This window comes from Geodermatophilus sp. SYSU D01106 (assembly GCF_054049995.1).
The window spans coordinates 1-26642 of the sequence record NZ_JBJGYM010000011.1 but is presented as its reverse complement, the minus strand read 5'-3'; the positions used below and the strand labels follow the sequence as shown (position 1 = coordinate 26642).

Here is a 26642-nt window from a genome sequence, read left to right as displayed (position 1 = left end):
CGTGCTCCCTCCCTTCGACGGGAACGGCTACCGCAAGCGGGTCCTCGCCGCCATCGAGGCCCGCGGCGGCGCCGACGCCACCGACCCGTTCGAGGTCTACGACCTCCCCCTCGACGCCGCCGGGCAGCTCACCGACGACGACGTCGCCCGGCAGGTCGACGCCGTCTGGGCGTTCTGGCAGAAGCAGCGCGACCACCCCAAGTACCGCGGCCTGGTCACCGCGCTGCTCGCCTCGCACGACGCCCTCGCCGCGCAGCTGCGCACCGCCGGCGGGCGGCAGTGGCTGGCCGGGCAGACCCGCGCCGAGCGGGCCCGCCGCGACGCCGCCCGGTACGCCGAGCTCGACGCCGCCCTGCAGCGGCTGACCGAGCGCTTCGGCGGGGTGCCGGCCGACAAGGTGGCCGGCCTGCGCGGGATGGCCGCCGCGGCCGGGCTCGACGACGCCGCCTTCGAGGCGCGGCTGCGCGGGCACCGGGTGCTCGGCGCCGAGGCCCCGGCGACACCCGCAGCGCCGGCCGACGCCGCCGTGGTGCTGCGGCAGGTCCGCGACGGCCTCGAGGAGCTCGGGCGGATCGAGGGCGCCCGGGTGCCCAGCCTGCACGCGCTGCTGGAGCTGCCGCCGACCGCCGACCGCGAGACGGTCCGTCGGCGCCGCGACGCCCTGCTCGTGGTCAACCGGCAGCGCCGCCCCGACCGGCGCCGCGCCCTCGTCGACGACCTGCTCGCCGCCGCCGGCACGCTGTTGGTCGACGGCGACCCCGCCGTCTACCTCGACGCCCTGGCCGACGACGTCCGCGCGGCGCTGCGCCCGCGCGTCGCGTCCGCGGTGCTCGTGGAGGACCGGCTCACCCCCGCCGACGCGTACCTGCTCCTGCAGGAGGCGCAGGCCGCCGGCCTGGACCCGCGGCGCGCGGCCGACGTGGTCACCGGCCTGGCCCGCGAGGCGGGCGCCATGGGGGACGTGCCCGCGCCCCCGCCGGCCCGCGTGCCCGGCCGGGCCGACTGGCAGGCCGAGGTGTCCGCCGCCCGCGCCGCGCTGCGGGACGGGCGGCCCGTCGCCGCCCGCCGGCACGTCGACGCCGCGCTGTCCGCCGCGGGCGAGCTGCTGCCGCCGATCCGGGCCGTCCGAGACGAGGTGGCCGAGGCCGCCGCCCGGGCCGAGGCCGCCTGGCGCACGGTCGGGCCCGCGCTGGCGGCCAGGCGGCACGCCGCCGCCGCGACCGCGCTCGAGCAGCTCGTCCCCAGCGCCGCCGACGTCCCCGGGCCGGGCGGGGAGGACGCCGCCGAGCTGCTCCGCCGGTCGCGGGAGGCGCTGGCGCTGGCCGACGCCGTCCTCGCCCCGCCCTGCACCGGCCGCGACCGGGAGGACGCGCTGCTGGCCGCCCTCGACGCCGTCGCCGACCACCCCGCCGCCCGCGCCGAGCTGGCCGCGCTCCCGGTCGCCCCGCCCACCGGCGTGCACGCCGTCCCCGCCCCCGGCGGCGCCCGCGACGTGCGCTGGACGGCCTCGGCGTCGGCCGGCCCGGTCGAGTATCGGGTGCTGCGGGTGCGGCCCGACGGCGGCCGCCAGGTGGTCGGGACGACGACCGGCACGTCGCTGGAGGACGGCGGCCACGGCCCGGTGACCGGCCACGTCGTCGTCGCCTCGCGGCTGGGCGTCGCCTCCGCGGAGGCGGCCACGGGCGAGGCCCCCGGACCCCGCCAGACCCCCGCGCCGCAGCCGGCCCCCGTCGTCGCAGCGCCGCCCGCCGGCTCGCTCACCGCCCTCCCCCACGGCCGCCGGCTCCGGCTGGTCCACGACGTCCCCGCGGCGGAGGTGCGCCGGCTGCCCGCCGGCGCGTCCCCGCCCGCGCCCGGCACCGCCGTCGCCGACCCCGACGCCGTCGGCGCGCTCGTGCCGGCGATGGGCCCGGGGCTCGCGGTGGACGCCCGGCCCTCGGCGCCGGTCACCGAGTACGTCCTCCTCGTCCGCACCGGCCCGGTGGCCGTCGCGGGCCCCAGCGCCGCGTGGGTGGTGCTGCCGCCGGTGTCCGGCGCGGCGGTCGACGGCGACCGGCTGCGCTGGACCTGGCCCGAGGGCTGCACCGAGGTCGTCGCGGTGGTCCGCCCGGACGCGCCGCCGCAGGGCCCCGACGACGGCACCCGCCGCAAGGTCACCAACACCCGCTACGAGATCGACGGCGGCCTGCCGCTGCCCGACGGCGGCGGCCACGTGGCGCTGTTCCCGTGCACGCGGGTCGGCGGGCGGCTGCTGGTGGGCGGCGAGGCGCCGGCGGACGCGCGGGTCCGCCTGGGCTAGTCAGCCGCGCCCACGGGCAGCCAGCGGTCCCACCAGGCGAGCAGGTGCTCGAAGCGGGCCACCCGGTGCCGCGGCCGGCCGGAGCGGGTCAGCTCGTGCCCCTCGCCGGGGAACAGCAGCAGCCCGGTGGGCACCCCGCGCCGGTGCAGCGCCACGAACAGCCGCCGCCCCTGCTCGACCGGGCAGCGCTCGTCGTCCTCGGAGTGCACGACCAGGGTGGGCGTGCGGATCTGCTCGGCGGCGGCCAGCGGGCTCGCCGCGTCCTCGCCGAGGTGGGCGCCGGCGAACCACCAGCCGATGTCGCTGGTGCCGGCGAAGGACACCGGGTCGGTGAGCGCCCGCTCCACGACGGCCGCGGCGAACCGGTCGGTGCGGGTGAGCAGCAGCGCGGTGAGGTAGCCGCCGTAGGAGCCGCCCGCGATGCCCACCCGGCCGGCGTCGAGCGCGGGGTCGGCGAGCGCCGCGTCGAGGAAGGCCAGCACGTCGTCGGCGTCGGGCCCGCCCCACGCCCCGACGACCGCCCGGCCGTGCGCCTCGCCGTAGCCCGACGAGCCGCGCGGGTTGCACTGCACCACCGCGTAGCCGGCCGAGACGTACACCTGCACCTCGTCGAGCAGCGACCACCCCACCTGCGTGAACGGCCCGCCGTGCACCAGCAGCAGCACCGGGTGCGGGCCCTCCCCCGGCGGCACGGTGACCCAGCCGTGCACCGGCGTCCCGTCGGGGGCGGCGGCGGTGCGCTCGGCGGCGCGGTGCAGCCGGCCGGTGGCGCCGAGCGCCGTCCCGAAGCCGGTGAGCAGCCGGCGCCGCCCGGGGGTGAGCGCCACCAGCTCCCCGGCCGAGCGGTCGTGCGCCACGGTGGCGACGACGACCCCGCCCGCCGCGGCGAATCCGCGCACGGTGAACGGGCCGTCGACGAGGGTCTCGGGCCGGCCGCCGTCCAGCGGCACCCGCAACAGCTCCACCCCGCCCCGCCGCTCGACGCCGACCAGCGCGGCCCCGCCGGAGAGCACCGTCGCCGGGGTCTCGTCGCCGCGGCCGTCCTCGGCGGGGTCGAGCACCGGCTCGAGCTCCCCGCCGCCGAAGGAGACCCGGCACAGGGTGAAGGAGCGGGCGGCGACGTCGAGCCCGTCGGGGCCGAGGTCGGGGCGGGCGGTGACGTAGATCGTGGTGCCGGCCGGGTCGAACGCCGGCAGCCGGCACTCGCCGCGGCTGCGGGTCACCCGCCGCGGCCGCCCGCCGGTCACCGGGACGACGAACACGTCGCGCACGCAGTCGCGGTCGGCACCGGGGTGGCGGGCGGAGACGAAGGCCAGCAGCGCGCCGTCGGGCGACCAGGCGACGTCGGCGTCCTCGCCCGACCCGTCGGTGATCCGGCGGGGCTCCGGGACGTCGTCGGCCAGCGGGTCGGCGGGCAGGTCGAGGACGAACACGCAGGAGGGCCGGTCGGCGGTGTACCCGACGTCGTCGAGCCGCGACCGCAGCCGGGTGACCAGCCGCGGCGGCTCGGCCTCCGGCGGCACCACCCGGCCGTCGGCGTCCGGGGTGCCGTAGCGGCCCTCCTCGGGGACGCGCGCCACCCAGGCGAGCCGGCGGGAGTCCGGCGACCACACCGGGGCGCCGGCGCCGAGCGGGGCGCCGGTGAGCCGGCGCGGGGCGCCCCCGGCGGTGGGCAGCAGGTGCACCTGCGGCCGGCCGCCGGGCTCGGCGGACAGGTAGGCCAGCCAGCGGCCGTCCGGGGAGAACGCCGGCGCGGAGTCGCGGGCCCCGGCGGTGAGCGGGCGGGCCGGCGCGGAGCCGTCGGTGGGCACCGCCCACAGCCGCCCGCGGTACTCGTCGGCGTCGACGTCGGGGGCCGTCACGGCCACCACCGCGATCCGCCCGTCGGGCGAGACGGTGGGCACCCCCGGCGTGCGCAGCAGGGCGAGGTCGGCGGGCCGCATGGCCTACCGAGCGTAGTGCAGCGCTCACCCCGGCCGGGTCCGCGCGGGACCCGGCCGGGGTGCGCTCAGTGCTGTTGCTGCGCGCGGGCGACCAGCCGCTGGCCGAGGGACCCGGCCTGGGCGTTGGTGAGCAGCTGGGTCTGCGACTCGACCAGCCGCAGCACCGCCGGGTCCTCGCGGGCGATCTCCGAGGACTGCAGCAGGATCGTGCCCTGCCCGGTGAAGTCGTACTGCCGCTCCTCGCCGGAGGCCCGGCCCAGCGCGCCGGAGATCATCCCGCGGATGTTCTGCGTCATCCACTGCGCGTCGTGGTGCACCGACGGCGAGGGGCAGTCGGCCCAGCCGAGCAGCGCATCGGGGTCGGCCCGGAACGGCGGCTCGACGAAGATCACCGGCCCGTTCGACGAGGCGATGAACTTGCCCGTGCCGATGAGGGTGACGAAGCCCGGCACGATCGACTGTTTGAGCTCCAGCTGCTTGGAGAACGCGCAGAGGTTGCTCGCCTTGATCGTCAGGTTGCCGTCGTCGAGGTCGTAGGCGTTGAGGTCGAAGCCGCGGTCGCCGATGAGCAGCTTGCCGTGCCCCTGGGCGACCACCCAGTCCTGGATGTAGACCGGGCTGGAGAACCGGTTGGCCACCCACGCCTGCACCGAGGAGTACTCCGTGACGGCGTCGAACTGGATGTTGCCGTAGTAGGCCAGCATCGCGCCCTTGCTCATGAACCACTCGCCGTTGAGCGCGATGCAGAACACGTAGGGGTTGACGTTGTCGTCGTCGGGCAGCGACTGCGGGTTCAGCGTGGCCGGCACGCCGCTGGGCGCGCCCTGGGGCGGCGGGCCCCCGTACGGCGGCTGCTGCCCGTAGCCGGGCGGGGGCGGCTGGCCGTACCCGGGCGGCGGCTGGCCGTACCCGGGCGGGGGCTGCCCGTAGCCCGGCTGCGGCTGGCCGTAGGGGTTGCCCGGGGGCTGGCCGTAGCCGGGCTGCGGCTGCCCGCCGTAGGGGTTGCCGCCGCCGTAGGGGTTGCCGGGTGGGTAGGTCATCGTCGCCGCCTCAGAACTTCTGCTCGCTGGCCTGCACGTACACGGTGCCGTGGCCGCTGATCCTCAACTGGAACGCCTCGCCGGACCCGCGGCCGACGACGTCGCGGAAGCCCACCTTGGCGGCGAGGTCCACCGACAGCTGGCCGACGTGGCCGACGTAGGCCTGCGGGTCGACGCCGACCTGCTGCCCGTTGAGCTGCAGCGGGAACGCCCCGCCGTGCGAGAGCACCGCGACCGAGCCGCGGCCGTGGACGTTGGTGGTGAACAGGCCCTGGCCGGTCATCGCGCCGCTGATCGCCTGCTTCATGCCGCCGGAGCCGAGGAACTGGACGCTGGTCTGCAGGTTCGCGTCGTGGGCGAGCAGCCGGTCGGCCTCGCAGACCAGGGGCGCGCCGCCGTCGAGCTCGAGGACGGTGACGTGCAGGCCCTTGTAGCCGTAGAGCACCTGGCCGGTGCCCTCGGTGGCCATCATCGCGTTGGACTCCCCGGACATGGCCGCGCCGACCATGCCGCCGATGCCGCGGCCCTGGCCGTGCACCGGCCGGAAGGTGACCTGCCCGGAGTAGCCGAGCATCGCGCCGCGGCGGGCCAGCACCGGCGTCGACGCGCTGACGTGGGCGCGCACGACCTTGCTGTTGACGGTCTCGAAGCTCACGGGTCAGCGCTCCGCGGACTGGACGAGCACCAGGCCGTGCCCGGTGAAGCGGAGGGAGAAGGGCTCGCCGGAGCCCTCGCCCACGAGGGACTTCCAGGAGACGCCGGAGACCAGGTTCATCGACAGCTGGCCGCGGGAGCCGACGTAGGCGTCGGGGTCGACGACGAGGTCCGCGCCGGGGGCGACCTCCAGCGCCATGACCGGGCCCTCGGACACCAGGGCGACCTGGCCGTGGCCGGAGACCGTCGTCGTCGCCAGGCCCTGCCCGCTGGTGACGCCGCGCAGCCCGGAGAACTGGACGTCGAGGCGCAGCTGCTCGGTGTGGGCGAGGATGTGCTCGCTCTCCACGGTGAGCGTGTCGCCGGCCAGGTCGACGACGAGGACGTCCATCGCGTCCAGCGCGAGGTACACCCGGCCGGAGCCGGAGCAGTCCATCAGCGAGATGCTCTCGCCGGCGACGGCGCGCTTGAGCGCCGCCCGCATGCCGCCGCCCCCGCCCATGCCGGAGCTCTTGAAGTCGACGTTGCCCTCGACGGCGACCATCGAGCCGCTGGCGGCCCGGATGCGGTCGCCGTGGAGGTCGGCGTGCAGGACGCGTTTGTGGGCGGTGAGCTGAGCCACGGATGCCTCTCGGGACGGGTGCGGGGACCGGCCGGACCGTATCCGCGAAGTCCCGGCCGGCGGTAGGTCCCCCGCCCCGGCCTCCCCGGACGCACCAGCGGCCCCGGGGCGGGTGCCCCGGGGCCGCTGGAGAGCCGGTGCGTCAGCGCCGGCCGGCGGTCACCTCGTCGCGCTGCTCGGCGGTGCCGGCGGGCACCTCCGCGGCCTCGCGGCGGCTGGCCACGATGCTGCTGATCACCGCGGCGACGATGAACAGCAGGCCGGTCAGGCCGGTGACGTACTCGCTGATGTGGAACCGCAGCTCGAGGATCATGATCACGGCCAGGAAGCCGATGGCCCACATGGCGCCGTGCTCGAGGTAGCGGTACTCGTCGAGGGTGCCCTTGTCGACCATGTAGATGGTCAGCGACCGCACCCAGAAGGCGCCGATGCCCAGGCCCAGCGCGATGATGAAGATGTCGCTGCTGATGGCGAACGCGCCGATGACGCCGTCGAAGGAGAACGACGCGTCGAGCACCTCGAGGTAGAGGAACGCGGCCGCACCGGCGCCGGCCACGGCCTTGGTCGCCGCCCCGGCCGCGTTGCCGCCGGAGGTCGTCCCGCCGGTGGCGTCGACGTCCTCGTCCTCGTCGGTCTCCGGGGCCTCCATGAGCTCGTTGAGGCCGCCGATGAGCAGGTAGGTGAACAGGCCGGCGAGACCGGACATCAGGACGGTCGCGTACTTGTCGTCGTCGGCGATCTGCGAGCCGACGTAGATGGTGGCCAGCGCGATGACGATGGCGAGGTAGGGCAGCTTGCCGGCCTTGGCCAGCGGGCGCTCCAGCCACGACAGCCAGTGGATCTCCCGGTCCTCGTCGAAGAGGAAGTTCAGGAAGATCATCAGCAGGAAGATGCCGCCGAAGGTGTAGATGGCCTCGGCGGCGTCCTCGACGGCCGAGCCGTAGGCCTCCTGGTCGCTGAGCGCCAGGTCCCAGACCTCGGGGATCGACAGCGAGGCGGTCACCGACACCAGCACGATCGGCAGCAGCAGGCGCATGCCGAACACGGCGATGAAGATGCCGACGTAGAGGAACAGCTTCCGCCACAGCGGGCTCATCCGGCGCAGCACCTTGGCGTTCACCACGGCGTTGTCGAACGAGAGGCAGACCTCGAGGACGCCGAGGACCGCGACGGCCAGCAGGGCCGCCGGCCCGCCGAACACCACCGCGGTGACGAGCGCGGCCACCGTCAGACCGACGGAGAAGCCGAAGTAGCGGAGCATCAGGTTTCCTTTCCGGCGCCTGGTCGACCAGGCGGCGACGACGGGCCCGCGCTCACCGGGCCGGATCGGCCGGGACGCGGGCCCCGGTTACCAACGGGAGGGGCGCGGTTGCGGTTCCCGCCGCCCTCCGGCGGGCGACGGGCGGGACGGGCTCAGCCGACCGGGCGGTCCGGGCCGCCCGTCCGGGGGCGGCCGGTCCCGACGTGGTAGGCAGACCGCGCCGGGGCGCGACCGCCCCGGTCGCGCGGGAGGAGTCGGACGTGGGCGGGCTCGGTGGTGCACCCGCTCCCCGCTGGTGGCGCCGCGACCGCGACGCCGGTCTGCGGGAGGCCGCGGCCGCGCGCGAGGCGGCGGCCGCCGCGATGCTCGACCTCGACGTCGCCCTGGCGGACCTGCCCGACGCGGTCGCCGCGGCCGAGGAGGCCGGCGCGGCCCCGGCACGGGGGACGGGCGGACGACGGGCTCAGCACCGCATCCCCGCTCCCGACTCGTTGGCCCGTGACTGGCGGGATCTCTCGACCCACGCCGACGCGGTCATTGGACACTATCTGCAGGCGCTTTCCAACAACGCCGCCGACGGGCCGGGCGCGTCCGACCCCACCCGCGCCGCCGCCGACCTGGGCGCCGCCGCCACCGCGCTGCGCGAGGTCCACGCGCAGGTGCTGCGCTTCCGCGAGCAGTACGGCGAGGTGCTCGCCTCCGCCGCCCGCACCCGGGCCGCGGCCGCCGCCGAGGTGACCGCGGCGCGGGAGGCCCGCACCGCGGCCGCCGCCGCGCGGGACGGGCTCGCCGGCACCGGGCTCGCCGACGCGGGCGTCGCGCCCCTGCTCGGGGAGGCCGACGCCGCCCTCGCCACCGCGGCGGCGGCGCTGGCCGAGCGCCGCGCCGCCGACGCCGCCGCGGCCGCGTCCCGGGCCCGCCGGGCCGCCGACGCCGCCGCCGAGCGGCTGCGCGGGCTGGGCGACCGGGCCGACGCGGTGCGCCGGGGCGCGGCGTCGGTGCGCACCCGCCGGGAGGCACTCGGCACCCGGCACGAGCGGCTGGCGCCGGTGATGAGCGAGCTGCGGCGGCGCTACCCGCTGTCGGCGTGGTCCGACGTCGAGCGGGCGCCGCAGCGGGCGGCCGAGGAGCTGGCCGAGGCCGACGCGGCCCTGGCGGCGCTGACCGCGGCGCTGCGCGAGCCCCCGCTCGACGTGCCGGAGGCCGAGGCGCTGCTGGCCCGGGTCCGTGCCGCGGCCGGCCGGGTCGACGACGAGGTGCGCGCCGCGACCGGCCGGCTGTCCCGTCTGGACGCCGTCGCCGCCGACCCCGGGTCGCTGCTCGGCGAGGTGCAGCGCGCCGTCGTCGACGCCCGGCGCTTCCTCGGCGGGCTGCCCGAGGAGCGGGCCCGCCGCTTCCGCCGGACCTTCGAGGACCTCGCGCGCCGGCTGCCGGCGCTGGAGTCGGCCGCCCGAGGCGAGCGGCCGGACTGGGGCGCGGTGCTGCGCGAGGCCGAGTCGATCGAGCGGGGCCTGGCCGCGCTGGTGCGCACCGCCCGCGCGGACTAGCCGCCGAGTCAGGCGCCGAGCCGGGCGAGCAGCCAGGCGTCGCGCTCCGCGCGGGCGGCGCGGGCCATCGCCGTCGGGTGCCCGGTGAAGCCGTGCGGCTGCTCCGGGTAGACGCGGACGTCGACGTCGACGCCCGCCGCGGCCAGCCGGTCGGCCATGGCCAGGTCGTCGTCCAGCAGGACGTCGTGCTCCCCGACGACGAGCAGGACCGGCGGCAGCCCGCGCAGGTCGCCGAAGGCGGGCGAGACGTCGGGCAGGGTGCGGTCGGGCACCGCCCCGGCGTACGCCTCGAGGAACCACTCGCCGGCGATCCGCCGGCCCGCGGGCGTGGCGCCGCTGAGGTCGAAGGTGCCGTACTCGAGCACCGCGCCCGCGAACGCCCCGGCGAGGCCGGCGTCGCGGAGCCGGAGCAGCGTCGTCGTGGCGAGCGTGGCCCCGGCGGAGCTGCCGGCGACCGCCAGCGCGGAGGTGCCGAACCGGGCCGGCGCGTGCTCCAGCAGCCAGCGCGCGGCGGTCTCGCAGTCGTCCGGCGCGGCTGGCCACGGGGACTCGGGCGCGAGCCGGTACCCGGGGACCACGACGGCGACGCCGAGCGACCGCGCCGTCTCCGCAGCCCGCGCCAGCCCGGCCGCCGTCGGCCCGAGGGTGAACCCGCCGCCCGGGACGTCCAGGACGGCGCCGCGCGCCGCGCCGTCCGGCTCGTGGACCCACAGCGGGACCGCGCCGGCGTGCGCGTCGGGCGGGCGCACCGGCGGCAGCTGCGCGCGGACGGCGCGCAGCTCGTCGGCCGAGGCCGGCCCGCGCCGCTCCCCGCGCGCGGCGTAGAAGGCTCGGGTCTCCGGCACCAGCCCGGCCAGGTCCGCCCGGACCGGCACGGTCAGGCCCGCGCAAGCAGCCAGCGCACGATCTCCTCGCCGGCCGCCGCGCCCGTGGCGTCGGTGACCGCGACCCGGGCGCCGGTCCAGCCCTGCTCGTGCAGCTCGCCGTGCGCGGGGCGGACGGCGGCGTCGGCGGCCAGCAGCATCGGCGCGTCGAGCAGGCTGTCGCCGGCGCACAGCAGCCGCGGCGCGGGCCCCTCCCCCGCGAGCAGCCGGCGCAGCCGCAGCAGCCCGGCGGCCTTCGACAGCCCCGCGGGGACGACGTAGACCTTGCGGCCCTGGACGCTCAGCGTGGCGCCCGCGGCCGTGGCGGCGTCGGTGGTGGCGGCCAGCCAGTCCTCCGGGATGCCGTCGCGGGAGTGCGCGACGAGGTACCCGAACAGGCCCTCGGCCGCGCGCACCGTGCGCACCCACGGCTCGCCGGCCACCGCCTCCAGGGGCGCGAGCAGCTCGGGCAGCGGCGCGGCCTCCGCGGCGGTGGCGGCCGCCCAGGCGTCCCACTCCGGGTCGCGGACGCCGTCGGCGAGCAGCACGCCACCGTTGCCGCACAGCGCGTACCGGGGCACGACCGGCAGCAGCACCCGGCCGTACTGGGCCTCGGTGCGGGTGGTCACCGGGACCAGGACGGCGCGGCGGGACAGCTCGGCCAGCAGCTCCCAGGACGTCGGCGTGGCGGAGCTGAGCGGGGCGCCGTCGAGGTGCTCGACCACCTGCAGGCCCTCGGTCGTCCCCGCCGCGGACGCCGAGTAGATGAGCGTGCGGTCGAGGTCGACGGCGGCCACGGTGGTCGGCCCGGTGGCCGGCAGGACGGCGGTCACCGGCCCACCGGCCGGATCAGCCCGACGCACGAGTACGGCAGGTCGGGGACCTCCACCAGCGGCACCCCGCGGGCCCGCGCGAGCGCGACGACGTGCCGCAGGTCCTCCGCGCGGTCCGGGCGCACCAGCACCTGCCAGGGCACCCGGCGCAGCAGCACGCGCGTGGTCTCCCCCACCCCGGGCTTGACCAGGTTGACGTCGGCGATGCCGAACCCGGCGGCGATCGCCTCGACGGCGGCCCACCCGGCCCAGGTCGGCCGGCGCTCGGCGGGCGGGACGTCGTCGGCGGGCGGGGTCGCGGGGAACGCGGCGGCGACGGTGTCGACGAACAGCGCGGAGACGTCGGCGCCGGCGAGCTCGGCGTAGTACTTCGCGCCGTGGAACATGCCCGGGCCGATGAGGTCCTCGCGCAGCACCGTGCGGCTGACCAGGCCCGACACCGTGCTGTTGAGGCAGGCGCTCGGGACGAGGAAGTCGTCGCGGGTGCCGTACAGCTCGGTGCAGACGCCGGGGTCGGCGAGGACGGCGAGCCGGTCGTCCAGCGCGGCGTCCTCCGGGTGCGCGGCGGCCCAGGCGGCGACGGCCTCGGTGAGCTGCCGCTGGATCGCGCCCTTGCCGGTCCAGCCGTCGACGAAGCGCACCGCCGCCGCCGGGTGCCGCGCGAGCACGTGCGCCATGGCCACCTGGTCGATGCCGCGGCCCCGGATGATCGAGACGGTGTAGTGCGGCACCTCCACGCCGCGCGAGGCGAGGAACCAGCGGCGCAGCAGCACGCCGATCGGCGTCCCGGCGCGGGCGAGGGAGACCAGCACCGGCGTCTGCCCGGACGCGGCCGCGGCGTCCCAGACCAGCTCGCCGACCCGGGCGACGGCGTCGGCCAGGCGCTGCGCGGAGGCCTCCAGCGCGGCGGTGAAGAGCGCGAGGTACGCCTCGTCGGGCTGGTACTCGACCGGCAGCATCTCCGAGTAGTGGGTGCCCGACTGGATGGCCTCCTCGCGGTCCTCCGTGCCGCGCTCGAGCGCGACCGAGGACAGGTCGGTGAGCAGCCAGGTCACCTCCTCGGGCGCGTAGGAGCCGAACCGGCCGGGGACGGCGGGCGCGAGGCCCGGCTGCAGCGCGGTCACGGGGCCGGCTCTGAGAGCGGCACGGGCACCAGGTGCACGGCGCGGGCGGCGAAGGGGCGCAGCGCCTCGGCCAGCGGAGCGGCGTCGGCGGCCGGGGCGTCGACGACGACCACGACGTCGGCGGCGCGCAGGTCCGACCAGCGCCCGGCCGGGACGGCGGCCGGGTCGGCGAGGTTGTGCACGAGCGAGGTGCGCGACGGCTCGTCGGGCGCGGGGAAGGCGAGGCTGCGGCGCAGGGCGTAGCCGGGGTCGTCGGCGGCGTGCACGGGGCTCCGGGTGGTCGACTGGGTGGTGACGGGGACGCCGGCGAGCCGGCCGGCCAGGGCGGCGGCGAGCACGGTCGGCGCGTACATGAGCTCCTCGGTGCCGAGCACGAGGACGCCGCGGCTGCCGGCGAGCGCCGGGGCGAGCGCGGCGGCGGCCTCCGCGGCGGCCCGCTGCAGCGCGGCGGTGCCGGCGGCCGTCAGGCCGTGCCGGGCGGTGGTCGGCGCGCCGGCCGGCCAGAGCCCGGCGTGCACGCGCACCGCACCGGGCGCCCCGGACGGCGGCGGCGCCGGGGCGGGCAGCGCGGCGCGCGCCGCGGCGGCCCGCGACAGCACGTCGTCCGGCAGGTCGAGCGACGTCCCGAGGACGGCGGCGACGTCGACCCGCACCCCCAGCTCGGCGGCGCGCTCGGCGAACGCGGCCCGGGCGGCCGGCGGGCGGGCGTCGAGCAGCGTGGCGACGACGTAGCGCTCCCGCGGCCAGCGGGCCTGCAGCTCCGCGACCGTGTTGAGCACGGTGCGGCCGCTGGTCAGCTCGTCGTCGACGAGGACGAGGGGGCCGGGGGCGTCCAGCGACACCGCACCGGCGGGCTGCAGCGCGTGCGCGACGGCGTGCGAGTGCTCCTCCTCGAACGCCGCGGCCACCGGCACGCCCGGGTGCACGCGGCGGGTGGTCGACAGCGCCGGCGCCCCGAGCCGGGCGGCGACGGCGTGCCCGAGGCCCGTGGCGGTCTCGCAGTAGCCGACGACCAGCCCGGGCGTCCGCCCGCCGAGCAGGGCGGCCACCTCGTCGCCGAGGGCGTCCGCGGCGGCGATCACGTCGGCCGGCGGGACCGGCACGTGCTTGCCGAGCACCCGGGAGACGACGAGGTGCGCGCGGCGCGGGTTGTCGCGCAGCGCCAGGCCGCACAGCGCGGCGAACGGGCTGGGGTCGGCGGGCCGCACGTCGAGCAGGCGGGAGACGGTGCCGCCGATCCCTGCGGCGACGACGTCCCCGCCGGGTCCTGCTGCACCGGAGAGCGTGGCCGTCACGCGCGCCGCGCCTCCCCCGCCGCGAACACCTCGGCCAGCCGGCGGCTGCCGGCCGCCAGCAGCTCGACCAGCGCGGCCTCGTCGGCGACGACGCCGTAGACCGCGGCGCGGCGGCTGATCAGCTCCGCCCACAGCGCGTGCGGGCCGATCTCGTTCATCCGCCCGTGCTCCGACACCGCGATGCCGCCCCGGCCGCGGGCGGTCAGGATCTCCAGGGCGTCGTCGTACTCGGTGCGGGAGACGGTGAGCAGGGCGTTGACCACCGACACGTGCGCCGGGTGGATGACGGTCTTGCCGAGCACGCCGTTGGCCTTGTCGAGGGCCACCTCGCGCACCAGGCCGTCGAGGTCACCGGCGATGAGCTGCTGCCGCAGCGGGCCCTCGTCCTGCTGGGTGAAGGGCGACTGGCGCAGCTGCGGCTTGAAGAGGCGCTGCCCGGGGATGTGCTCCCACACCGCGCCGGTGACCACGTGCTCGCCGCCCCGGGTGAACCGGTTGACGACGTCCGCGAGGCAGTCGCGGACGACGGCGACGTCCCAGATGGTGGTGTCGCGGTCGCGGCGCAGGCCGAACAGCCCCGACAGGTCGGTGCCGCCCACCCGCAGGCACAGCACGATCTCGCGGTACGCCTCGACGACCGCGGCGAGGGAGGCCAGCGCCTCGGCGCGGGTCTCCCGCCAGGCGAGGTCGGGCGTCTCGAGGATCGGCATGCCGTACAGCGGCAGGCCGGTGGCGGCGCCCACCTCGGCGATCGCCTCGAGCATCGGGCCGAGGGTGGCGCCGGTGGCCTTGGGCAGGCTGAAGCCGGTGAGCCGGGCCAGCGCCGGACCGGCGGCCAGCGCGATCGAGCGGATCTGCCCGGGAGTGCGGACCCGCACGAAGACCAGCGGCAGCGGCGCCGGGTCGCCGTCGGCCGCCCGGCGGTCGAGGCGCTGGAGGGCGGCGACGACGTTGGCCTCGGCCTCGCCGACCGCGGCGTGCGGGATGGCGTCCTCCAGGCACCAGACGGTGCTCGTGGCGCCGACCGCGGCGGCCCGGACGGCGTCGGCGTCCAGGGCCGGCCGGGTGCCGGGGCTGTAGAGGGTGGCGCCGAGGGCCAGGGCGAGCTGGGCCCGTGGCGTCGCCGGGCCCACGTCCCCGGGTGGGACGGCGAACAGCCGGGCACGCTCGACGTCGGTCAGGTAAGCGAAGTGGCGCACGTCAGATCCCTCTCACCCTCTGCTGGATGCGGGCTGGCCGCCGTCGGAACGGCAGGTGTCGGGCCGGGAACGGTCAGGGACGGTGCGACTCAGGGACGGAGCAGGCCCTGCGCGCGGGCCCGCTGGAGCCAGCCGGGGTACTCCGTCATGAGCCGGTCGAACAGCGCGTCGTCGCTGATCGGCCGGCGGCCCATGAGGTCGTCCTGGTCGACGGCGAAGAAGTCGGCGTTGTCGGTGTAGCGGCCGTCGAGGTCGTCGAGCCGCTGCAGGTAGGAGAACTGCCGCTCCGGGCCGATGCCCATGAACTGCCAGAACACCGGCTCGTAGGACGCCGCCTTGATCTGCCGGGTGGCCACCGACTTGTCGCTCGGGGCGCCGTCGGTGAGGAACATGACGTAGACGGGCACCTGCGCGGGCTGCGGCTCGACCCGCTCGCGGCTGTCGCCGAAGTACGCCTGCCGGACGGCGGCCATCGCGGCGCCGTAGCGGGTGTCGTACTCCAGCGGGTACTGCCGGGTGAGGTCGGCGATGTACTGCTGGTGGCCCTCCAGGCGCAGGCCGGGCTCGGGCCGGTGCACGTCCTTGCCGAACAGGAAGACGTCGACGACGCCGTCGTCGTCGAACCGCAGGCCGAGCGCGAGCACCCGCTCGGCGAGCCGCTGGACGGCGCCGGCGCGGTAGAGCGCGGCCATGGAGCCGGAGATGTCGAGCACCAGCGCGACCCGGGCGGTGTGCTCGCCGAGGCCCCGCTTCTCCAGGCTGACCCCGGCGGTCTTGACCAGGCTGAGCATCTGCGGCGCGGAGGTCGCGAGCTTCTTCTCGAGGTCGACCAGCCGGCGCTTCTCCATGCTGACCGGCGGCGCGGCCGGTGCGGCGGGCGGCGGCGGGGCGGCGGCAGGCGCCGCGGCTGCCGCGGCGGGCGCGGCAGCGGGCTCGTCGTCGACGCTGACGCCGACGTCGGTGGCCAGGCCGGCCAGGCCGTTGGTGTAGCCCTGCCCGACGGCGCGGACCTTCCACTCGGCGCCGCGGCGGTACACCTCGGCGAACACAAGCGCGGTCTCGGGCCCGGCGGCGAGTTCGCAGCGCACCGCGGCCGGACCGCCGCCCTCGGCGCCCACCTCGACGGCGAGCCCGGACAGCCCGCCGAAGGTGCCGGCGCCGTCGAGCGAGGCGCCGATGACGACCTTCTCGACGTCGGCCGGGAGCGCCGCGGGGTCGATGCGCACCTGGTCGACGGTGGCGCCGCCGCGGGCGGACTTGCCGAGGTGGCGCACCGCGCCGCCGGCCCCCGCGGGCTGGTTGTAGAAGACGAAGTCGTCGTCGCTGCGGACCCGGCCGGCGCCGGTGGTGAGGAACGCCGAGAGGTCGGCGTCGACCCCGGGCGCGGGCTTCCAGGTCAGGGTGACGACGACGGGGCCGGTCAGGCCGGCCTGGGCGAGGCCGACGTTGCCGCCCCGGGTGAGGACGTGGACCACCGGGCGGCTCAGGCGGGGTGCGCCGGGAGGCGGCGGGCGGGTGCGGACACGGCGGGTCCTCCGGGTCTCGGGGGGCTCGGGGTGCGGCGGGCGGGGTCCCCGCCGGCCGGGGCGCCGGACCCGGACGCGGTGGCGTCCGGGCCCGGCGGGGGGTGCGGCAGGTCAGCCGACGTTGACGCCGAAGTCCTGGGCGATGCCGCGCAGGCCGGAGGCGTAGCCCTGGCCGACGGCGCGGAACTTCCAGTCGGCGCCGTTGCGGTACAGCTCACCGAAGACCATGGCGGTCTCGACCGAGGCGTCCTCGGTGAGGTCGTAGCGGGCGATCTCGGAGCCGTTCGCCTGGTTCACGACGCGGATGAACGCGTTGCGGACCGCGCCGAAGTTCTGCTTGCGGTTGTCGGCGTCGTAGATCGACACCGGGAAGACGATCTTGTCGACGGTCGGCGGGACACCGGCCAGGTTGACCTGGATGACCTCGTCGTCGCCCTCGCCCTGGCCGGTGAGGTTGTCACCGACGTGGACGACGGAGCCGTCGGCGCTGCGCAGGTTGTTGAAGAAGATGAAGCCCGAGTCGTCCGGGGTGACCCGTCCGCCGGCGTCGAGCATGATCGCCGACGCGTCCAGGTCGAAGTCGCCGCCGGAGAACGTGTTGACGTCCCAGCCGAGGCCGACGTTCACGGCGGTCAGACCCGGCGCCTCCTTGGTCAGCGAGACGTTCCCGCCCTTGGAGAGGCTGACACCCATCTGTTGAGCTCCCATGACTGTCGTCGAGCGCCGCGGCGGTCGCCGCTGCGCAGCGCACCGGCGGGCCGGTGCGACCGGGGGACGCGGGCGCGGGCGCCCGGCACCGTCCCCCGGCACCGCCGCACCGGGTGCCGGTCGGGCACCCGGCGGAGCGGACGTGTCTCGGATACTGCCGCACGGTCACCCGGGTGAACAGGTGCCGCGACCCGGGTGCCGGGCGGGGCCGGGCGGGAGCCGCCCGAGCACCCGCCCGGCCCGGCCGGGTCAGGAGGAGCGGTGCCCGCCGCGCTCGTCGGCACGCACCGCAGGCGAGACGTCGCCGTCGGTGCGGACGGTCGGGGTCCCGGTCTCCCCGGCGACGGCGGCCGCGTCGTGGCCCGCGCTGGGCTCCGGGGCGCCCACCGCGGCGGCCTCGCGGGCATCGCGGCGGCTGCGCGCCAGGCTCGCCACCGTGGTGACGGCCAGCGTGACGACGATGACCAGGAGCGACAGCCAGGTCGGGATCTCCGGGATGGCGGTGACGTGCTCGCCGCCGTTGATGAAGGGCAGCTCGTTCTCGTGCAGCGCGTGGATGAGCAGCTTGATCCCGATGAAGCCGAGGATGACCGCCAGGCCGTAGTGCAGGTAGACGAGGCGGTCGAGCAGGCCGTCGATGAGGAAGAACAGCTGGCGCAGACCGAGCAGCGAGAAGGCGTTGGCGGCGAAGACGAGGAAGGTCTCCTCGGTCAGGCCGAAGATCGCCGGGATCGAGTCGACGGCGAAGAGGATGTCGGCGCTGCCGATGGCGACCAGGGCGATGGCCAGCGGGGTGATGAAGCGCTTGCCGTCGAGCTTCGTGGTCATCCGGTCGCCGTGGTAGTCCGACGTCGTCGGGACGACCCGGCGGACCAGGCGCAGGAAGCCGTTCTCCTTGAACTCCTCGTCGTCGTCGCCGCCGGCCCGCGCCTGCGCGACCGCGGTGTAGATGAGGAAGGCACCGAAGAGGTAGAAGACCCAGCTGAAGTTCTCGATCGCCGCGGCGCCGAGGAAGATGAAAACCGTCCGCAGGATCAGCGCGAACGCGATGCCGAACAGCAGCACCTTCTGCTGCAGCTCCCGGGGCACCGCGAAGCTGGCCATGATCAGGACGAAGACGAAGAGGTTGTCGACCGACAGGCTCTTCTCGGTGATGTAGCCGGCGAAGTACTCACCGCCGTACTGGCCGCCGGCGAAGATCCACACCCCGATGCCGAACACGACGGCGATGGCGACGTAGGCCGCCGACCAGGTGGCCGCCTCCCGCAGCGAGGGCGCGTGCGGGGTGCGCACGTGCCCGACGAAGTCGAACGCGATCATCGCGATGATCGCGCCGACGGTGATCGCCCACACCCAGAAGGGGACGTCCATACGGTGGTACCTCCGGTCCACTGGCAGTTGTCAGCACCGGAGGTCTCTCCCACCGACCGCATCGCGGTCGGCCGGTGGCGCCGGGGTCCTGCGGCCCGTGCTGACGACGCCACCGCGGCGGGATACTCCCCTCCACGCAGGACCCGGTCCGCGAGGCGCAGGAACGTCGCACGGGTGGATCCAGGACGCTCAACGGGCGGCGGGGCGCGGCGGGTTCCCGACTCGGGCAGACGGTTGCGTCCGTCTCACCCGGAGGCGTCCGCGGGCCGCCGGGCCCGGCGCACGGTCCGCGGGGCCGGCGCACCGGCCGGCCCCGCGCGCCCGGTCAGGCGTGCGCGGCGTCGAGCTGGCGCAGCTCCTTCTTGAGCTCGGTCAGCTCGTCGCGCAGCCGGGCGGCCACCTCGAACTGCAGCTCGCGGGCGGCGGCCAGCATCTGGTCGTTCATCTGGCTGATCAGGTCGGCGAGCTCCGCGCGCGGCAGGCCCTGGACGTCGATCGCCCCGGCCTTGCCCTTCGCCTTCGTCTTCGACGACAGCCCCGGCACCGGCGCCTTGCCGCGCGACTGCTGCCGGCCCGACCCGCCGACGAGCTCGGCCCCGCCGTCCTCCGCCTCGCGGTAGATCCCGTCGAGGAGGTCGACGATCTTCTTGCGCAGCGGCTGCGGGTCGATCCCCCGCTCGCGGTTGTAGGCGATCTGCTTCTCGCGGCGCCGGCTGGTCTCCTCGATCGCCGTGGCCATCGAGGGCGTGATCGTGTCGGCGTACATGTGCACCTGGCCGGACACGTTGCGGGCGGCGCGGCCGATCGTCTGGATCAGCGACGTGCCCGACCGCAGGAAGCCCTCCTTGTCGGCGTCGAGGATGGCGACCAGCGACACCTCGGGCAGGTCGAGGCCCTCGCGCAGCAGGTTGATGCCGACCAGCACGTCGTACTCGCCCTGCCGGAGCTCCCGCAGCAGCTCGACCCGGCGCAGCGTGTCGACCTCGGAGTGCAGGTACCGGACCTTGATGCCGAGCTCGAGCAGGTAGTCGGTGAGGTCCTCGGCCATCTTCTTGGTCAGGGTGGTGACCAGGACCCGCTCGTCCTTGTCGGTGCGCTCGCGGATCTCGCCCACCAGGTCGTCGATCTGGCCCTTGGTCGGCTTGACGACGACCTCCGGGTCGACCAGGCCGGTCGGGCGGATGACCTGCTCGACGACGTCGCCCTGCACGCGGCCCAACTCGTAGGGGCCCGGGGTGGCCGACAGGTAGACGGTCTGGCCGATCCGGTCGGTGAACTCCTCCCACTTCAGCGGGCGGTTGTCCATCGCCGAGGGCAGCCGGAAGCCGTGCTCGACGAGCGTCCGCTTGCGGCTCATGTCGCCCTCGTACATGCCGCCGATCTGCGGGACGGTCACGTGCGACTCGTCGATGACCAGGAGGAAGTCGTCGGGGAAGTAGTCGATGAGACAGGCGCCCGCGGAGCCCGGCGCCCGGCCGTCGATGTGCCGGCTGTAGTTCTCGATGCCCGAGCAGAAGCCGACCTGGCGGATCATCTCGATGTCGTAGGTGGTGCGCATGCGCAGCCGCTGCGCCTCCAGCAGCTTGCCCTGCTTCTCGAGCTCCGCCAGCCGCCCCTCGAGCTCGGCCTCGATGGTGCCGATCGCCCGCTCCATCCGCTCGGGACCGGCGACGTAGTGGCTGGCGGGGAAGACGAACAGCTCCTGGACCTCGCGGACGACCTCGCCGGTGAGCGGGTGCAGGTAGTACAGCCGCTCCACCTCGTCGCCGAACATCTCGATCCGGACGGCGAGCTCCTCGTAGACCGGGAAGACCTCGATCGTGTCGCCGCGCACCCGGAACGTGCCGCGGGTGAAGGACAGGTCGTTGCGGGTGTACTGCTCGGTGACCAGGGTGCGCAGCAGCTCGTCGCGGTCGCGCTCCTCCCCCACCGAGATCCTCAGCGCCCGCTCGACGTACTCCGACGGCGTGCCCAGGCCGTAGATGCAGGAGACGGTGGAGACCACGACGACGTCGCGCCGGGTGAGCAGGCTGTTGGTGGCCGAGTGCCGCAGCCGCTCGACCTCCTCGTTGATCGAGGAGTCCTTCTCGATGTAGGTGTCGGTCTGCGGGACGTAGGCCTCGGGCTGGTAGTAGTCGTAGTACGAGACGAAGTACTCGACGGCGTTGTCGGGCAGCAGCTCGCGGAACTCGTTGGCCAGCTGGGCGGCGAGGGTCTTGTTCGGCGCCATCACCAGCGTGGGCCGCTGCACCTGCTCGATGAGCCAGGCGGTGGTGGCCGACTTCCCGGTGCCGGTGGCGCCCAGCAGCACCGAGTCCTGCGTGCCGGCGTTCACCCGCTCGGCGAGGGCCTTGATGGCGGCCGGCTGGTCACCCGAGGGCTGGAACTCGCTGACGACGCGGAAACGCCCCTGGGTGGGCCGGATGTCGGTGGTCGCGCGCACGGGGACGACGGTACGACCGGCGTGCGACAGAAACCGCTGGGACGGGACGTGCGACTGCGCCGGGCGGGACGGACGGGACCGTGCCGGTGGGCCGGGAGGGGCCTCGGTGCTCGTCCCGGCGCGCCGTCCCCGCTAGCGTGTCGCCTCGCAGGAGCGCGCAGGGACCAGTGCCACCCGGACAGGGCGAGGTCGGACCCGGCGCCGCTCCCCGGCCGCCGGACAGGCGCCGCCGGACCTGCGCACGACGCCCCCCGCGGCCCCGCCGTGGGGGGCGTCGTCGTCGCGGCGCCGGGACCACCGGGACCGCCGGGACGGGCGGGACGTGACCTGCACCGCGGCAGGTGTGGGCCGGGCCGGATCGGGCAAGGGACGGGCGGGCAGCCCGTGCCCAGACCCCCTGCCGACGGCCGTGGCGGGGGGCCACCGCGTCCCGGACCCCCGCCCGGGGCGCCCCCTGCAGGAGGAACGACGTCCATGACCCAGCCCCGGACCCAGGTGTGGCCCGGTTCCGCCTACCCCCTCGGCGCCACCTACGACGGCACCGGGACGAACTTCGCCATCTTCAGCGAGGTCGCGGAGAAGGTGGAGCTCTGCCTCTTCGACGAGGCGGGCAACGAGGAGCGGATCCGGCTCCCCGAGATGGACGGCTACGTGTGGCACGCCTTCCTCCCCGGCATCCAGCCCGGGCAGCGCTACGGCTTCCGCGTGCACGGCCCCTACGACCCGGAGAACGGGCAGCGCTGCAACCCCAACAAGCTGCTGCTCGACCCCTACGCCAAGGCCATCGACGGCAACATCGACTGGGACGAGGCCTGCTTCGGCTACCGCTTCGGGTCCGGCGAGCGCAACGACGACGACTCCGCGCCGCACATGCCGAAGTCCGTCGTCGTCAACCCGTACTTCGACTGGGGCGTGGACCGCCCGCCGCGGACGCCCTACAACAAGACGGTCATCTACGAGGCCCACGTCAAGGGCCTGACGATGACCCACCCGCGCATCCCGGAGGAGCTGCGGGGCACCTACGCCGGCATCGCGCACCCGGCGGTCATCGAGCACCTGCAGTCCCTGGGCATCACCGCGATCGAGCTCATGCCCGTGCACCAGTTCGTGCAGGACGACACGCTGCTGCAGAAGGGCCTGCGCAACTACTGGGGCTACAACACGATCGGCTTCTTCGCGCCGCACAACGAGTACGCGCAGCAGACCGACGGCCAGCAGGTCCAGGAGTTCAAGGGCATGGTCCGGACGCTGCACGAGGCCGGCATCGAGGTCATCCTCGACGTCGTCTACAACCACACCGCCGAGGGCAACCACATGGGCCCGACGCTGTCGTTCAAGGGCATCGACAACCGGACCTACTACCGGCTGGTCGAGGGCGACGAGCAGTACTACATGGACACGACGGGCACCGGGAACTCGCTCAACGTCCGCACCCCGCAGGCGCTGCAGCTGATCATGGACTCGCTGCGCTACTGGGTGACCGAGATGCACGTCGACGGGTTCCGTTTCGACCTCGCCTCCACCCTGGCCCGCCAGTTCCACGAGGTGGACCGGCTCTCGGCGTTCTTCGACCTGGTCCACCAGGACCCGATCGTCAGCCAGGTCAAGCTCATCGCCGAGCCGTGGGACATCGGTGACGGCGGCTACCAGGTCGGCAACTTCCCGGCGCTGTGGACCGAGTGGAACGGCAAGTACCGCGACACCGTCCGCGACTTCTGGCGCGGCGAGGACGCCACGATCGGCGAGTTCGCCAGCCGGATCTCCGGGTCGGCCGACCTCTACAAGCACTCCGGCCGCCGGCCGGTGGCGAGCATCAACTTCGTCACCGCGCACGACGGCTTCACGCTCAACGACCTCGTCTCCTACAACGAGAAGCACAACGAGGCCAACGGCGAGGACAACAACGACGGCGAGAGCCACAACCGCAGCTGGAACTGCGGCGTCGAGGGCGAGACCGACGACGCCGAGGTGCTGGAGCTGCGGGGGCGCCAGCGGCGCAACTTCCTCGTGTCGCTGATGCTCAGCCAGGGCGTGCCGATGCTGCTGCACGGCGACGAGCTCGGCCGCACGCAGGGCGGCAACAACAACGGCTACTGCCAGGACTCCGAGCTGACCTGGATCGACTGGGACTCGGTCGACGAGGGGCTGCTGGAGTTCACCAAGCTGGTCACCCGGCTGCGCACCGAGCACCCGACCTTCCGCCGCCGCCGGTTCTTCCACGGCCGCCCGGTGCGCCGCGAGGAGGGCGACCCGGTGCAGGACGTCGCCTGGTTCACCCCGGCCGGTGAGCTCATGAGCGACGAGGACTGGGACGCCGGGTTCGCCAAGTCGCTGGCCATGTACCTCAACGGCCACGGCATCCGGGAGACCGACGAGCGCGGCGAGGACGTCGTCGACGACTGCTTCTACCTGGCCTTCAACGCCCACCACGAGCCGATCGAGTTCACCGTGCCGCCGGGCGAGTACGCCGAGGGTTGGACGGTCGTCGTCGACACCGCCGAGATGGGTGCCGTCGAGCCGGTGCAGGTCAAGGCCGGCGACACCGTCCGGGTCGAGGCGCGCGCCACCGTCGTCCTGCAGGCCGCCCCGTGACCGAGGCGACCGACGGCGACGCCGCTCGCCGGAGGGCCGTCCCGACGGCGACCTACCGGCTGCAGGTGACCGCCGACTTCACCCTCGACGACGCCGCGGCCGTGGCCGGCTACCTGGCCGACCTCGGCGTCAGCCACGCGTACTCCTCCCCGCTGTTGCGCTCGGCGGCGGGGAGCACGCACGGCTACGACACCGTCGACCACGCGCACGTCGACGAGACGCGGGGCGGGCAGGAGGGCTTCGACCGGCTCGTCGCCGCGCTGCACGGGTCCGGCCTGGGCCTGGTGCTCGACCTCGTGCCCAACCACATGGGCGTGGCCGACCCGGCCGAGGCGCCGTGGTGGTGGGACGTGCTGCAGCACGGCCGCGACAGCGCGCACGCGTCGGCGTTCGACGTCGACTGGGACTTCGGCGGCGGGCGCGTGCGCATCCCGGTGCTCGGCTCGGCCGACGACGTCGAGAAGCTGGAGGTGGTGGACGGGGAGCTGCGCTACTACGACAACCGCTTCCCCCTCGCCCCCGGCACCGGCGACGGCACCCCGCAGGAGGTGCACGACCGGCAGCACTACGAGCTGGTCGACTGGCGGCGCGCGGACGCCGACCTCAACTACCGGCGGTTCTTCGCCATCAACACCCTCGCCGGGCTGCGGGTGGAGGACCCGGAGGTCTTCCGCGCCACCCACGAGCTGGTGCTGCGGATGGTCGAGGACGGTGCCGTCGACGGGCTGCGGATCGACCACCCCGACGGCCTCGCCGACCCGAAGGGCTACCTCGACCGGCTGGCCGAGGCCTCGGGCGGGCGCTGGACCGTGGTCGAGAAGATCCTCGAGCCCGGCGAGGACCTGCCCGAGAGCTGGCGCACCGCCGGCACCACCGGCTACGACGCGCTCGCCGAGGTCGGCGACGTCCTCGTCGACCCGGCCGGCGAGGCGGGCCTGACCGCGCTCGACACCGAGCTGGCCGGCCGGGAGGTCGACTACGCGCAGCTGGTGCACGACTGCAAGCGCGAGGTGACCGACGGGATCCTCGGCTCCGAGGTCGCCCGGCTGGTCCGCGTGATCGGCGAGCTGCCGGGCGTCGACGCCGCGACGCAGACGGAGGCCCTGGCCGAGCTGCTGGCCACCTTCTCGGTCTACCGCAGCTACCTGCCCGACGGGCGCGAGCACCTCGACGCCGCGGTGGCCGCCGTGCGCGACCGCCGGCCCGACCTGGTGGCGGCGGTCGACGCGCTGCACCCGGTGCTGGCGCAGGCCGGCACCGAGGCGGCCACCCGCTTCGAGCAGACCAGCGGCCCGGTGATGGCCAAGGGCGTCGAGGACAGCGCCTACTACCGGTGGGCGCGGTTCGTGGTGCTCAACGAGGTCGGCGGCGACCCGGCCCGCTTCGGCGCCACCGCCGACGAGTGGCACGAGGCGCAGGCCCGGCGGCTCGCGCGCAAGCCCGAGTCGATGACCACCCTCACCACGCACGACACCAAGCGCAGCGAGGACACCCGGGCCCGCCTGGCCGTCCTCGCCGAGGTCACCCCCGAGTGGGCCGACCTGGTGCGCGGCTGGCTGTCGCGCCACCCGCTGCCCGACCGGCCGCTGGCGCACCTGGTGTGGCAGAACCTGGTGGGCGCCTGGCCGCTCTCCCGCGAGCGGGCGCACGCCTACGCGGAGAAGGCGGCCCGGGAGGCCGGGCTGTCGACGACGTGGACCGACGTCGACGAGGAGTTCGAGGCCGCGCTGCACGCGATGGTCGACGCCGCCTTCGACGACGCGACGACCCACAGCGAGATCGAGGCGTTCGTCGCGCGGATCGCGCCGGCCGGGCGGTCGAACGGGCTGGCGCAGAAGCTGCTGCAGCTGACGATGCCCGGCGTCCCCGACGTCTACCAGGGCACCGAGTTGTGGGACCACTCGCTGGTCGACCCGGACAACCGCCGGCCGGTCGACTACGACGCGCGGCGCGCGCTGCTGGCCCGGCTCGACGGCGGGGAGGTGCCGGAGGTCGACGACACCGGCGCGGCGAAGCTGCTCGTCACCTCGCGGGCGCTGCGCCTGCGCCGGGACCGCCCGGAGCTGTTCACCGGCTACACGCCGGTGCGGGCGACCGGCAGCGCGGCCGGCCACGTCGTCGCCTTCGACCGCGGGTCCGCAGAGCAGGGTGGCGCGGTCCCCGTGGCGACGCGGCTGCCCGTGGCGCTGGCGGCGTCGGGTTGGGGCGACACCGCGCTGGCGCTCCCCACCGGCGCCTGGCGGGACGTCCTGACCGGCACCCGGGTGGTCTCCGACGCCGGCGGGACGCCGGTGGGCGAGCTGCTCGCCCGGCTGCCGGTGGCGCTGCTCGTCCGCGACTGACGGGCGGCTGCGGCTGGGGCGCGTGAGGCGTCGCGTGACCTGACCGTTACCGTGGCCCGGCGCTCTCCCACACCGGGAGGGCGCCGGAGCCGGCCCGCCGAACCCCGTCCACCGGCCTCCGCACCTCTGCACAGCCAGGACGGGGGTGGGGGACCCATCTCGGCGTCTGCGCCGTGGTCACGGGGGGACCGGACCAGCGCCTGGGGGTGAAGCCGCACGTCCGTGCGGCCGGGGCACCGATCGCTCCGAACCCGACAGCTCACCTCGCAGGCGGCGGATCGGAGTACCCCCATGCGCACGTCCACGTCCCTGCTCCGCCGTGCCCTCGTGACCACCGGCGCGGCCGCGGTCGCGCTCGGCGTCGCCGCCGGCCCTGCCTCGGCCGCCGCCCCCAACGACTGGGACGCCGTCGCCGCGTGCGAGTCCAGCGGCAACTGGTCGATCAACACCGGCAACGGCTACTACGGCGGGCTGCAGTTCAGCCAGAGCACCTGGGAGGCCTTCGGCGGCCTGTCCTACGCGCCGCGCGCGGACCTGGCCACGAAGGAGCAGCAGATCGCCGTCGCCGAGCGCACGCTCGACGTCCAGGGCCCGGGCGCCTGGCCCACCTGCGGCAAGGCCCTGGACCCGTCGGCGCCCGAGGCGGGGTCCCCCGCCGCGGCACCGGCCCCGGCCCCCGCGGCGGCCCCCGCCGCCGCGCCCGCCACCTCCGGCGACACGCACACCGTCGTCCGCGGCGAGACCCTCGCCAAGATCGCCCGAGCCGAGGGCGTCCACGGCGGCTGGCGGGCCCTGTGGGCCGCCAACCGCGCCGAGGTGCCGAACCCGAACCGCATCTCGGTCGGCCAGGTGCTGCAGCTGCCGTGACCCGCGTGGGGGGGGCCGGGGGCCCCCCGCCGCCCCCCCCGGGGTTTGGGGGCCCCACCCCGGGCCAAAACGGCCCGTCACCCCCCCACCCCCCCGGGGGTGACCCCCATTTC

General features: G+C 75.8%; 19 protein-coding genes and 1 riboswitch. Of the genes, 5 read left to right on the top strand and 14 right to left on the bottom strand.

Going from position 1 to position 26642, the window contains the following annotated elements; translation table 11 throughout:
• The first annotated feature begins 1 nt into the window (after position 1).
• A complete protein-coding gene (locus tag ACI78R_RS13235; protein WP_457041053.1) occupies positions 2–2299 on the top strand; it encodes a hypothetical protein in 2298 nt (765 codons plus the stop codon).
• On the opposite strand, the gene ACI78R_RS13230 is transcribed toward ACI78R_RS13235, so the two are convergent.
• From ACI78R_RS13230 to ACI78R_RS13210, 5 genes are all read right to left on the bottom strand, one after another.
• A complete protein-coding gene (locus ACI78R_RS13230; protein ID WP_457041052.1) occupies positions 2296–4242 on the bottom strand; it encodes a prolyl oligopeptidase family serine peptidase in 1947 nt (648 codons plus the stop codon). The two genes, ACI78R_RS13235 and ACI78R_RS13230, sit on opposite strands and share 4 nt — an antisense overlap.
• Before the next feature lie 65 nt (positions 4243–4307).
• Positions 4308–5282 carry an AIM24 family protein gene (locus ACI78R_RS13225; protein WP_457041051.1) on the bottom strand — a complete coding sequence of 325 codons (975 nt, stop codon included), beginning with the start codon at positions 5280–5282 and terminating at the stop codon, positions 4308–4310.
• 10 nt (positions 5283–5292) lie between these two features.
• Positions 5293–5937, bottom strand: a complete 645-nt coding sequence (locus tag ACI78R_RS13220; protein WP_073420305.1) for an AIM24 family protein — start codon at positions 5935–5937, stop codon at positions 5293–5295.
• A gap of 3 nt (positions 5938–5940) precedes the next feature.
• The gene (locus ACI78R_RS13215; protein WP_336033257.1) at positions 5941–6558 is read right to left on the bottom strand and encodes an AIM24 family protein; all 618 of its coding nucleotides are present in this window, start codon (positions 6556–6558) and stop codon (positions 5941–5943) included.
• A 142-nt stretch (positions 6559–6700) separates the two neighbouring features.
• Positions 6701–7819: a DUF475 domain-containing protein gene (locus tag ACI78R_RS13210; RefSeq protein WP_217651216.1), complete on the bottom strand. Its 1119-nt coding sequence runs from the start codon at positions 7817–7819 to the stop codon at positions 6701–6703.
• 260 nt (positions 7820–8079) lie between these two features.
• Here ACI78R_RS13210 and ACI78R_RS13205 point away from each other — a divergent pair, with 260 nt between their 5' ends.
• A complete protein-coding gene (locus ACI78R_RS13205; RefSeq protein ID WP_457041050.1) occupies positions 8080–9366 on the top strand; it encodes a hypothetical protein in 1287 nt (428 codons plus the stop codon).
• 8 nt (positions 9367–9374) lie between these two features.
• On the opposite strand, the gene ACI78R_RS13200 is transcribed toward ACI78R_RS13205, so the two are convergent.
• From ACI78R_RS13200 to uvrB, 9 genes are all read right to left on the bottom strand, one after another.
• Entirely contained in the window at positions 9375–10241 is an 867-nt protein-coding gene (locus ACI78R_RS13200; RefSeq protein ID WP_457041049.1) for an alpha/beta hydrolase fold domain-containing protein, read from the bottom strand.
• Between the two features lie 2 nt (positions 10242–10243).
• Positions 10244–11062: a hypothetical protein gene (locus ACI78R_RS13195; protein WP_457041048.1), complete on the bottom strand. Its 819-nt coding sequence runs from the start codon at positions 11060–11062 to the stop codon at positions 10244–10246.
• Positions 11059–12186, bottom strand: a complete 1128-nt coding sequence (locus ACI78R_RS13190) for a cysteine protease StiP family protein (protein WP_457041047.1) — start codon at positions 12184–12186, stop codon at positions 11059–11061. Before ACI78R_RS13190 ends, ACI78R_RS13195 begins: the two co-directional genes overlap by 4 nt.
• Positions 12183–13481: a phosphoribosyltransferase domain-containing protein gene (locus ACI78R_RS13185; protein WP_457041046.1), complete on the bottom strand. Its 1299-nt coding sequence runs from the start codon at positions 13479–13481 to the stop codon at positions 12183–12185. Before ACI78R_RS13185 ends, ACI78R_RS13190 begins: the two co-directional genes overlap by 4 nt.
• A complete protein-coding gene (locus ACI78R_RS13180) occupies positions 13478–14680 on the bottom strand; it encodes an HpcH/HpaI aldolase/citrate lyase family protein (protein WP_457041045.1) in 1203 nt (400 codons plus the stop codon). The genes ACI78R_RS13185 and ACI78R_RS13180 overlap by 4 nt, the downstream gene beginning before the upstream one ends.
• An 89-nt stretch (positions 14681–14769) precedes the next feature.
• Positions 14770–16155: a VWA domain-containing protein gene (locus ACI78R_RS13175; protein ID WP_457041044.1), complete on the bottom strand. Its 1386-nt coding sequence runs from the start codon at positions 16153–16155 to the stop codon at positions 14770–14772.
• Positions 16156–16317: 162 nt separating this feature from the next.
• Entirely contained in the window at positions 16318–16914 is a 597-nt protein-coding gene (locus ACI78R_RS13170; RefSeq protein ID WP_281248082.1) for a TerD family protein, read from the bottom strand.
• Between the two features lie 249 nt (positions 16915–17163).
• Positions 17164–18285 carry a TerC family protein gene (locus ACI78R_RS13165; protein WP_336033247.1) on the bottom strand — a complete coding sequence of 374 codons (1122 nt, stop codon included), beginning with the start codon at positions 18283–18285 and terminating at the stop codon, positions 17164–17166.
• Between the two features lie 325 nt (positions 18286–18610).
• Positions 18611–20728 carry an excinuclease ABC subunit UvrB gene (uvrB, locus tag ACI78R_RS13160; protein ID WP_457041043.1) on the bottom strand — a complete coding sequence of 706 codons (2118 nt, stop codon included), beginning with the start codon at positions 20726–20728 and terminating at the stop codon, positions 18611–18613.
• A 474-nt stretch (positions 20729–21202) separates the two neighbouring features.
• On the opposite strand from uvrB, the gene glgX reads away from it, so the two are divergent.
• The 3 genes from glgX to ACI78R_RS13145 all read left to right on the top strand — a co-directional run bounded on the left by glgX (position 21203) and on the right by ACI78R_RS13145 (position 26529).
• Positions 21203–23320: a glycogen debranching protein GlgX gene (gene glgX / locus ACI78R_RS13155; RefSeq protein WP_457041042.1), complete on the top strand. Its 2118-nt coding sequence runs from the start codon at positions 21203–21205 to the stop codon at positions 23318–23320.
• Positions 23317–25662 carry a malto-oligosyltrehalose synthase gene (gene treY / locus ACI78R_RS13150; protein ID WP_457041041.1) on the top strand — a complete coding sequence of 782 codons (2346 nt, stop codon included), beginning with the start codon at positions 23317–23319 and terminating at the stop codon, positions 25660–25662. Before glgX ends, treY begins: the two co-directional genes overlap by 4 nt.
• A 159-nt stretch (positions 25663–25821) precedes the next feature.
• Positions 25822–25948, top strand: a riboswitch (cyclic di-AMP (ydaO/yuaA leader).
• 5 nt (positions 25949–25953) lie between these two features.
• Complete coding sequence (locus tag ACI78R_RS13145) at positions 25954–26529, top strand: transglycosylase family protein (RefSeq protein ID WP_457041040.1); 576 nt, start codon at positions 25954–25956, stop codon at positions 26527–26529.
• Positions 26530–26642: the final 113 nt, after the last annotated feature.

Excerpts from the sequence above, each read along its gene's own strand:
- ACI78R_RS13230 (WP_457041052.1), bottom strand. The coding sequence starts at position 4,242 with ATGCGGCCCGCCGACCTCGCCCTGCTGCGCACGCCGGGGGTGCCCACC.
- ACI78R_RS13225 (WP_457041051.1), bottom strand. The coding sequence starts at position 5,282 with ATGACCTACCCACCCGGCAACCCCTACGGCGGCGGCAACCCCTACGGC.
- ACI78R_RS13210 (WP_217651216.1), bottom strand. The coding sequence starts at position 7,819 with ATGCTCCGCTACTTCGGCTTCTCCGTCGGTCTGACGGTGGCCGCGCTC.
- ACI78R_RS13170 (WP_281248082.1), bottom strand. The coding sequence starts at position 16,914 with ATGGGAGCTCAACAGATGGGTGTCAGCCTCTCCAAGGGCGGGAACGTC.
- ACI78R_RS13165 (WP_336033247.1), bottom strand. The coding sequence starts at position 18,285 with ATGGACGTCCCCTTCTGGGTGTGGGCGATCACCGTCGGCGCGATCATC.
- glgX (WP_457041042.1), top strand. The coding sequence starts at position 21,203 with ATGACCCAGCCCCGGACCCAGGTGTGGCCCGGTTCCGCCTACCCCCTC.
- ACI78R_RS13145 (WP_457041040.1), top strand. The coding sequence starts at position 25,954 with ATGCGCACGTCCACGTCCCTGCTCCGCCGTGCCCTCGTGACCACCGGC.